This window comes from uncultured Leptotrichia sp. (genome assembly GCF_938036635.1).
In the GTDB taxonomy this organism is placed as follows: Bacteria; Fusobacteriota; Fusobacteriia; order Fusobacteriales; family Leptotrichiaceae; genus Leptotrichia; species Leptotrichia hongkongensis.
Map to the genome: position 1 here is coordinate 1 of NZ_CALHQO010000082.1, position 7509 is coordinate 7509.

At 33.4% G+C, this 7509-nt stretch carries 6 protein-coding genes and 1 pseudogene; 6 read left to right on the forward strand and 1 reads right to left on the reverse strand.

Features of this window, described 5'->3' with window-relative positions; all coding sequences use genetic code 11:
• The 6 genes and pseudogenes from Q0370_RS01505 to upp form a co-directional block, all read left to right on the forward strand.
• Nucleotides 1-191 (forward strand): annotated as a pseudogene (locus Q0370_RS01505) (TetR/AcrR family transcriptional regulator); the annotation flags it as partial.
• A gap of 38 nt (nt 192-229) precedes the next feature.
• The gene (locus Q0370_RS01510; RefSeq protein ID WP_299571157.1) at nt 230-1504 is read left to right on the forward strand and encodes a TolC family protein; all 1275 of its coding nucleotides are present in this window, start codon (nt 230-232) and stop codon (nt 1502-1504) included.
• Nucleotides 1505-1563: 59 nt separating this feature from the next.
• The gene (locus Q0370_RS01515) at nt 1564-2676 is read left to right on the forward strand and encodes an efflux RND transporter periplasmic adaptor subunit (protein WP_299571160.1); all 1113 of its coding nucleotides are present in this window, start codon (nt 1564-1566) and stop codon (nt 2674-2676) included.
• A gap of 151 nt (nt 2677-2827) precedes the next feature.
• Nucleotides 2828-5893, forward strand: a complete 3066-nt coding sequence (locus Q0370_RS01520) for an efflux RND transporter permease subunit (protein WP_299571163.1) — start codon at nt 2828-2830, stop codon at nt 5891-5893.
• A gap of 31 nt (nt 5894-5924) precedes the next feature.
• The gene (locus Q0370_RS01525) at nt 5925-6221 is read left to right on the forward strand and encodes a PG0541 family transporter-associated protein (RefSeq protein WP_299571165.1); all 297 of its coding nucleotides are present in this window, start codon (nt 5925-5927) and stop codon (nt 6219-6221) included.
• A 53-nt stretch (nt 6222-6274) separates the two neighbouring features.
• Nucleotides 6275-6898: a uracil phosphoribosyltransferase gene (gene upp / locus Q0370_RS01530; protein ID WP_299571168.1), complete on the forward strand. Its 624-nt coding sequence runs from the start codon at nt 6275-6277 to the stop codon at nt 6896-6898.
• Nucleotides 6899-7256: 358 nt separating this feature from the next.
• On the opposite strand, the gene Q0370_RS01535 is transcribed toward upp, so the two are convergent.
• The coding region (locus Q0370_RS01535; protein ID WP_299571171.1) for a hypothetical protein at nt 7257-7509 on the reverse strand (253 nt) is incomplete at its 5' end.

The window sequence follows — 7509 nt, forward strand, 5'->3', positions numbered from 1 at the left end:
AATTTAATAATAAAAATGGTAATAAATATAATTTACAAATCATATCAGAATTCATATTAATATCAGTAGAAGAATTCTTATTTGACGAACTTGTTTTGAAAAGCTTTAGAAACATGAAGGAAGATGAGATAATCAATATAAAAAATACAGATAAAATTGAAATATCACTAAAGGAAATAACAAATTTATAAATAATGCATTAAAATAGGTTCAGGAAGGAAAACAGAAAATGAAAAAAAATAAAAACAAAATAGCAGTAACAGTACTGCTCCTATTAATGTCAATTCCAAATTTTGCACAAAAAATAACTATTCAGGAAGCGGCAGAGATGGCAGTAAAAAATAATAAAGATATAAAAATCGGAATGCTGGAAGTAGATAGAGGGCAAATTGACGTGAGCAGAACTTGGAAACAGAAATTTTTCACAGTAAGCTATAATGCTTCAGCAAACGCCTACTTTAAAGATGTCATATCAAAGAAGACTGGAGAAGCGTATCAGCAATACTTATCACTATCACAGCCAATTTATACAGGCGGGAAATTAAAACTTGGAAATGAAATTAGTAAGGATAACTTAAAATTAGCAGAATTGAAACTGGATAAAACAAAAAAAGATACAGTTTTGAGCACTGTTCAAGCGTACATTGATGTATATGATGCGATTAGTACACTTGGAGTTTTGCAAAAGTCTAAGGAAGCATTGGATGAGAATTATAAAATTCAGACTGAGAAATATAAATTAAGAATGGTTACAAAGCCTGAATACAGAGAAGCAGAACGAAGTATAAAGGCTATAGAGGCACAAATTGTAGAACAGCAAGGAAATATTGAAATAGCAAAGGAATCTTTAGGAATATTAATTGGAGTGTCAAATCCAAGCAGTATTGAAATAGTGCCGTTCGGGGTGGAAGATAACTTTACCAAGACGATTGACTTGTCAAAAGATATGGAAAAATTGACAACACAAAATACTGAGTATAAAATTGCACAAAAGCAAATTGATATAAGCAGAAAAAATACAAAACTTGAAAAATCAAGTTTTCATCCTACAATTAATGGAACGCTAAGATATGGGACATTACAATCGCAAGGTAAATTGAAAAATGTATTTGAAACAAAGAATTTGTCATCAGCTGCGGGAGTAACATTTACTTGGGATATTTTTGACTGGGGCAAAAGAAAAGAAGATGTAAGTTATGCTCAAAAAACTGAAGAAATTGCAGAAGTTAAATCAGGACAGACGTTAGATCAGGTAAAGGCAAATATGAGAAAAACATATTATCAGCTGCAAGCGCTTGAAAAAAGTTTGGAAGCATTGAAGGTTGCTGTGGAAAGTGCAGAAGAAACTTATGAACTGGAAAAGGAAAGATACAGCTATAATTTGATAACAATGAATAATTTACTTGATGCAGAGGCAAAATTGAGACAAAGCCGTGTAAATTATGCGACTTCAAAACTTAAGTATTATTATCTTGTGTCACAATACGGAGCATTTTTAGATTAATTTAAGTGAATATCTAGAATATTACAAAATATATTTGAAAACAGGAGGAAATATAAAAAATGAAATTATATAATAAAAAAATTATAATAGGGCTAGCGATACTTACTATGTTTACTATATCTTGCGGGAAAAAGAAAAAAGCAGAAGTTGTCAATGCAAGACCTGTAAAAGTGCAAGTTATTGGACAAAACTCAATTTCTTTAGGATATACAGCAAGCGGTACTTTGAAGGGAATTGAGGAAGTACCGTATACAGCAACTTCATCAGGAGAGATAGTTGTCATAAATGCAAAAAATGGGGATAGTGTAAATGCTGGTCAGGTAATAGTGTCAATTGACAATCAGGCAGCAAGATCAAATGTAAGAAGTGCAGCTTCAAATGTGAATACAGCTTCGTCAAATATCAATTCAGCCGCAGCGGCATTGGAAGAAGCAAGAATTAATTATGAGAAGTACAGTATGCTTTATAACAAAAGGCTAGTGACTGAAACAGATTATTTAAAGGCAAAAACTAATTATGATGCTGCAAGAGCCCAGTTAAATGCCTCAAAAAACAGCCTAAGCTCAGCACGGGCAGCACTGGATTCGGCAAATGACACAAATAGAAAATCCGTAATAAAAACAAATACAACAGGAACAATTTCAAATATGAATTTGGAACTTCATCAGCAAACTTCAGCAGGAAGTGCTTTATTTACTGTAGTAAATGAATCAGAAATGCAACTGGAAGTGGGAGTTTCACCAGAAGTAATAAATAAAATCCATGTAGGGACACAGGCAAAAGTAAAAGTTGACGAACTTCAAGAAGAACTGGTAGGAACAGTTTATGAAGTCTCTGCCGCAGCAAGCAGTGCAACAAGACAATTTACTGTAAAAATTAAAATTCCTAATCCAGATAGAAGGCTAAAAAGTGGAATGTATGGAACAGCAAGTATAGATACTGGTGCTGAAAACGGAATAATTATCCCTAAAAAAGCCATTGTTGTAAGAGGGGTAGAGCAAGTTGTTTATATAGTTCAAAATGGTAAGGCTATTGCTATTCCTATAAAAGTTACAAATCAAAATCAGGATTATGCAGCAGTTACAGGAAATGGATTAACAAGTGGAGTAGAATTAATAGTAGACGGACAAAATGTTGTGCAATCTAATGAAGCAGTTAGAAAAGTGCAATAATTTTTACTATTGATGACGAAATTAATATTTTTTATAATCAGTCAGACAGATTTTGAAAGTTTAATGTTTCTAGATTTGTTTGACTGTATTTATAAAAACAGAGATAAAATGAATTTAAAACAGAAGCAAAAATAAAATTAAGGAGAAAAAAATGACAATAGCAGATTTTGCAACGAAAAGAGTTGTTTCTACAACAATGATATTAGTATTTATGGTCTTTTCAGGTGTTGTAGCAATGCGGTCAATGAAGCAGGAATTGATACCAGATTTTAATTTTCCGCTGGTAGCTGTTAATACAACGTGGACTGGAGCAGCTTCTGAGGATGTTAAGACTCAGATTTCAAAAAAGATAGAAGATGCGGCACTTAATGTTGACGGTATTAAAAATATTTCTACAAGTTCAACTTATGGAAGTTCGAGTGTAATGATAGAATTTAACTTTGGTACAGATACGGATATAAAGCAAGTACAGATTCAATCTGAAATTGATAAAATAAAACAGGATTTGCCATCTGATGCCAATGATCCAGTAGTTTCAAAATTGAATACAGCTGGGGGAAATTCGGATATGGCGATGATGATTGCGATAAGAGGAGCAGATCAGGCGATAATTACTTCATTTATAGAGGAAACACTAGAACCAAGGCTTAAAAGAAACAGAGGAGTTGGAAACATATCAGTATTTGGTAATGCTACAAGACAGATAAAGGTAAGGCTGGATCCATATAGATTGCAGGCATACAATTTATCTCCGAGTGAAATATATTCTAAAATTAAGGCGGCTCATACAATTGTACCAGGAGGAACAGTAAAAGATGGATCAAAAGAATTCATCTTGAGGGTTGATGGTGAATTGAAGCAGCTGGATCAAATACAGAATATTATTATTTCAAACAATAATAATCAGACAGTAAGATTAAGCGATGTTGCAAATGTTGAATATGGAACTAAAGATAAAACTTCTTATTCAAAATATGATGGTCAAGACATGGTTTCTGTTGTAATTCAAAAAAGTAAGGATGGAAATCTAGTTGAAATTGCAAATATTGCAAAAAAAGAATTGGAAAATATGAAACCGTTATTTCCATCAGGTTCAAAGTATGAAATAATAGTTGATAACAGTATAAGAGTAAAAGACGCGATTTCCAATGTAACAAATAATGGTTTACAGGCATTAGTAATAGCAGTACTTGTCTTATTGGTATTCCTAAAGGATTTAAGGGCCTCGCTTGTGGTTGGAATGTCAATTCCAATATCAGCTGCATTTACTTTCTTTCTTTTAAATACACAAGGAATTTCACTAAACTTAATTTCACTTATGGGGCTTGCACTTGCGATAGGATCACTGGTTGATAATGCAGTCGTTACGCTAGATAACATATTTGATCACATCCAGATTAATAAAGAGCCAGCACTTGTTGCGGCGATACGTGGAACAAACGAGGTAATAGTTCCTATGATAGCTTCAACGGCAACATCAGTTTGCGTATTTCTGCCAATCGTATTATTTCCAGGGTTTGCAAAGGAAGTATTTGCGGGAATTTCGCTCTCAATGATGTTCGCACTGTCAACTTCGATTGTTGTGGCAATGCTGTTTATTCCAATGGCATCAAGTCTCTTCTTAAATATTGAGAAAATATCTGGAGCAGAAGGGAAAGCGCATAGATTTAATGCGTTTAGAGATAAATACAAAGATCTTGTAAAACAGGCTTTGGATCATAGAAAAGCAGTTATAATCGGAGTAATTGTACTATTTTTTGTAGTTGTTTTTGGACTTGGAAGAACTGTAAAAACCTCATTTTTCCCAACGATTGACAATGATGAGTATTCGGTAGTAGCACAGCTTTCGACAGGACTTGATGTAGAAGTGGCACACGAAATTTCTAAGCAGATGGAACAGATTGTAAAAGAAGATCCTGTTACAAAAAATTATACTACTATAGTAAATGCTCAGGCGGCAATAGTCAATGTCGATGTAAAAAAAGACACGATGAAAGCAATGGAAAGAATGCGTCAAAAAATGAGCGACATTCCAAATGTTACAATCGCTGTTTCCCCATCAAAAGCTGGAGGACGTTCAGTTTCAAAAGATTATTCATTCCAAGTGGAAGGGGATAATGCTGAAGAAATCAACAGAATTGCCAATGCGATTATGGCAGACATGAAGCGGCAGACATGGTTTAAAGATGTAAAATCATCATCAGAAGGCGGATATCCACAGGCACAGCTTGAAGTAAATAGAGTAAAGGCTGAAAGTTATGGGCTAAGTGTTACAGATATAACTAGAATGCTGAATCAAACTGTCTTAGGAGTAGATCCAATAGAAATTACTGAAAACACAGAAACATTAAAAGTTTATATGGAATTTGAAGAGCAGTATAAAAATTCACTTGACAAAATACTGAATATAATGATAAAAACAAGTGGAGGACAATTTGTAAGACTAGGAGATATTGCCACAATGAAACAGGTGGAAGGTGCAGCCTCTATAGAAACTTATAATGGTTCTCAAATTGTAACAGTAGGAGCAAATTTGGATAAATCAAAAGGTTTGAATGATGCATCAAAATTTGTAAATGAATCATTCAAAAAAACAAATCCAGCTATAGGATATAAAATAGCTCCAGCAGGAAATGCTCAAAACCAGAAGGAAATGGGTGGAGAAATTATGAATGCCCTTATGATTTCAGTAGCGCTTATTTACGTCGTACTGGCAGTACAGCTAGAATCATTTATTTTACCGATAATAATGATGTTGGCGTTGCCATTATCAATGATTGGAGTAATGTTTGGACTGGCTGTAACAAGAATACAGCTGAGCATGTTCGTTATGATTGGTATTCTAATGCTGTTTGGTATGGCGGTTAATAATGCAATTGTATTACTGGATTTCGTATCAAGTTTACGGCAAAAGGGGATGGAAATTAGAGAGGCCCTTGTGGAAGCGGCAGGTTCACGGCTTCGTCCGATACTTATGACAACACTTACAACGGTGCTTGGATGGATTCCAATGGTATTTTCAAGTAAGGGAAGTTCGGGTTATTATCAAGGAATGGCGGTAGCAGTTATGTTTGGACTTTCATTCTGTACGTTGCTGACATTATTCTTTATACCTGTGGCTTATTCCATAGTTGAGGAAAGAAAAGAAAAAAAACAAAAAGCAAAAGAGGAAGCAAGAAAAGCAGAAAAAATGGCTGAAAGATCGCAAAATAAATAATAATAAACTTTAAAGAAAAGGAGGTGTTTTCTTGAAGAGGGTAGAAATATATTTTGATTCCTACTTTATGGATAAAATAAAGGAAGAAATGCGTGAATACGGAATTGAGCAATATATAATAATTCCACAAGTTTACAGCCGTTGGAGCAAAACATTAAAACATTTTAACAGCCACGTCTGGCCTGGAACTGACAGCATTCTTGTAACGTATCTGGAAGATGAGCAGGCAAAGGAAATTATGCGGCTTATCAAAATTATGAAAATAGATTTAGGTAAGTCAATCTCAATGGGTGCGGCACTTTTACCAGTAGACGATATTATTTTGTAAAAAATATGAATAAAAAAATAGTTTGAGTATAAAAAAGAACGGAGTGATTATTAATGGCAGTTTTTGAATTGAAACATCCACTAATTGAACATAAACTTTCAAATTTGAGAAATAAAGATACAGACACTAAACTTTTTAGGGAAAGCTTAAACGAAATAGCGGGACTTATGGTTTATGAAGCAACAAAACATTTGCCGCTCAAGGAGATTGAAACAGAAACTCCTATTCAGAAAACCACTACAAAAGTTCTGGATAAACCAATAACATTAGTTCCCATCCTAAGAGCAGGACTTGGAATGATAGATGGAATATTGCAGCTTCTTCCAAACGCAAAAGTAGGACATCTAGGAGTTTACAGAAACGAAGAAACTCTAGAGCCAGTCTACTACTATGCAAAAATGCCAACAAACGTTGTCGAAAGTCAAGTTTTCGTAGTAGATCCAATGCTTGCAACAGGTGGTTCAATGATTTACACACTTGACTATTTGAAAGAAAAAGGCGTAAAAAATATAACTGTACTTTGTATCATTGGTGCTCCTGAAGGAATAAAGAAATTTACTGAAAAACATCCCGATGTTGACTTGTACATAGCGGCAATTGATGATGGACTTAATAAACATGCGTATATCTATCCAGGATTGGGAGATGCGGGAGATAGAATATTTGGAACAAAATAGTAAAATGGATTTTTTAGGAAAATACTCTAATATTTATAAAGCAAGGGAAATCAATCGCCATTTCCCTTGCATCCCTGGCTCGTCTAAGCATTTTTTTGAAATAAAAACGAAACTCGCTGACGCTCAGACAATCGTTTTTATTCCAAAAAAATCACGACATTTTAAGTTTAATTACAATGGTTATTTTAGTAAAAATTATCAAGTAAAATTTTACTAAATATAAAAGAAAAGCCAGACAAGTTGTCTTTTCCTGAAAAATTAAAATCTCGGAAATTTTAAAAGATATTTTTATCATCTTTCTTCAAAAGCAAAAAAGAAGCAGAATCTCAAAAATTCCACTTCTTCACATAATGATTTATTAATAACGATTTCCATTTCTGTCTTTACAAAATATATTTCCATAACTATTTCTATAACATGTTATTCCTCTTTCAGCTCTATCTTTTTCATATTCTGCCCATCTTGAAGGACTGAACAATTCACAACTTACTGCAGTCAGAGCAAGAATTACAATCAAAATCAATTTTTTCATATTTATCATCTCCGTATTTTCTTTTTTTATATTATAACACATTTTTATGATAATCGTCTTTTTTTTTTTTTTTTTTTTT

Excerpts from the sequence above, each read along its gene's own strand:
- Q0370_RS01510 (WP_299571157.1), top strand. The coding sequence starts at position 230 with ATGAAAAAAAATAAAAACAAAATAGCAGTAACAGTACTGCTCCTATTA.
- Q0370_RS01520 (WP_299571163.1), top strand. The coding sequence starts at position 2,828 with ATGACAATAGCAGATTTTGCAACGAAAAGAGTTGTTTCTACAACAATG.
- upp (WP_299571168.1), top strand. The coding sequence starts at position 6,275 with ATGGCAGTTTTTGAATTGAAACATCCACTAATTGAACATAAACTTTCA.
- Q0370_RS01515 (WP_299571160.1), top strand. The coding sequence starts at position 1,564 with ATGAAATTATATAATAAAAAAATTATAATAGGGCTAGCGATACTTACT.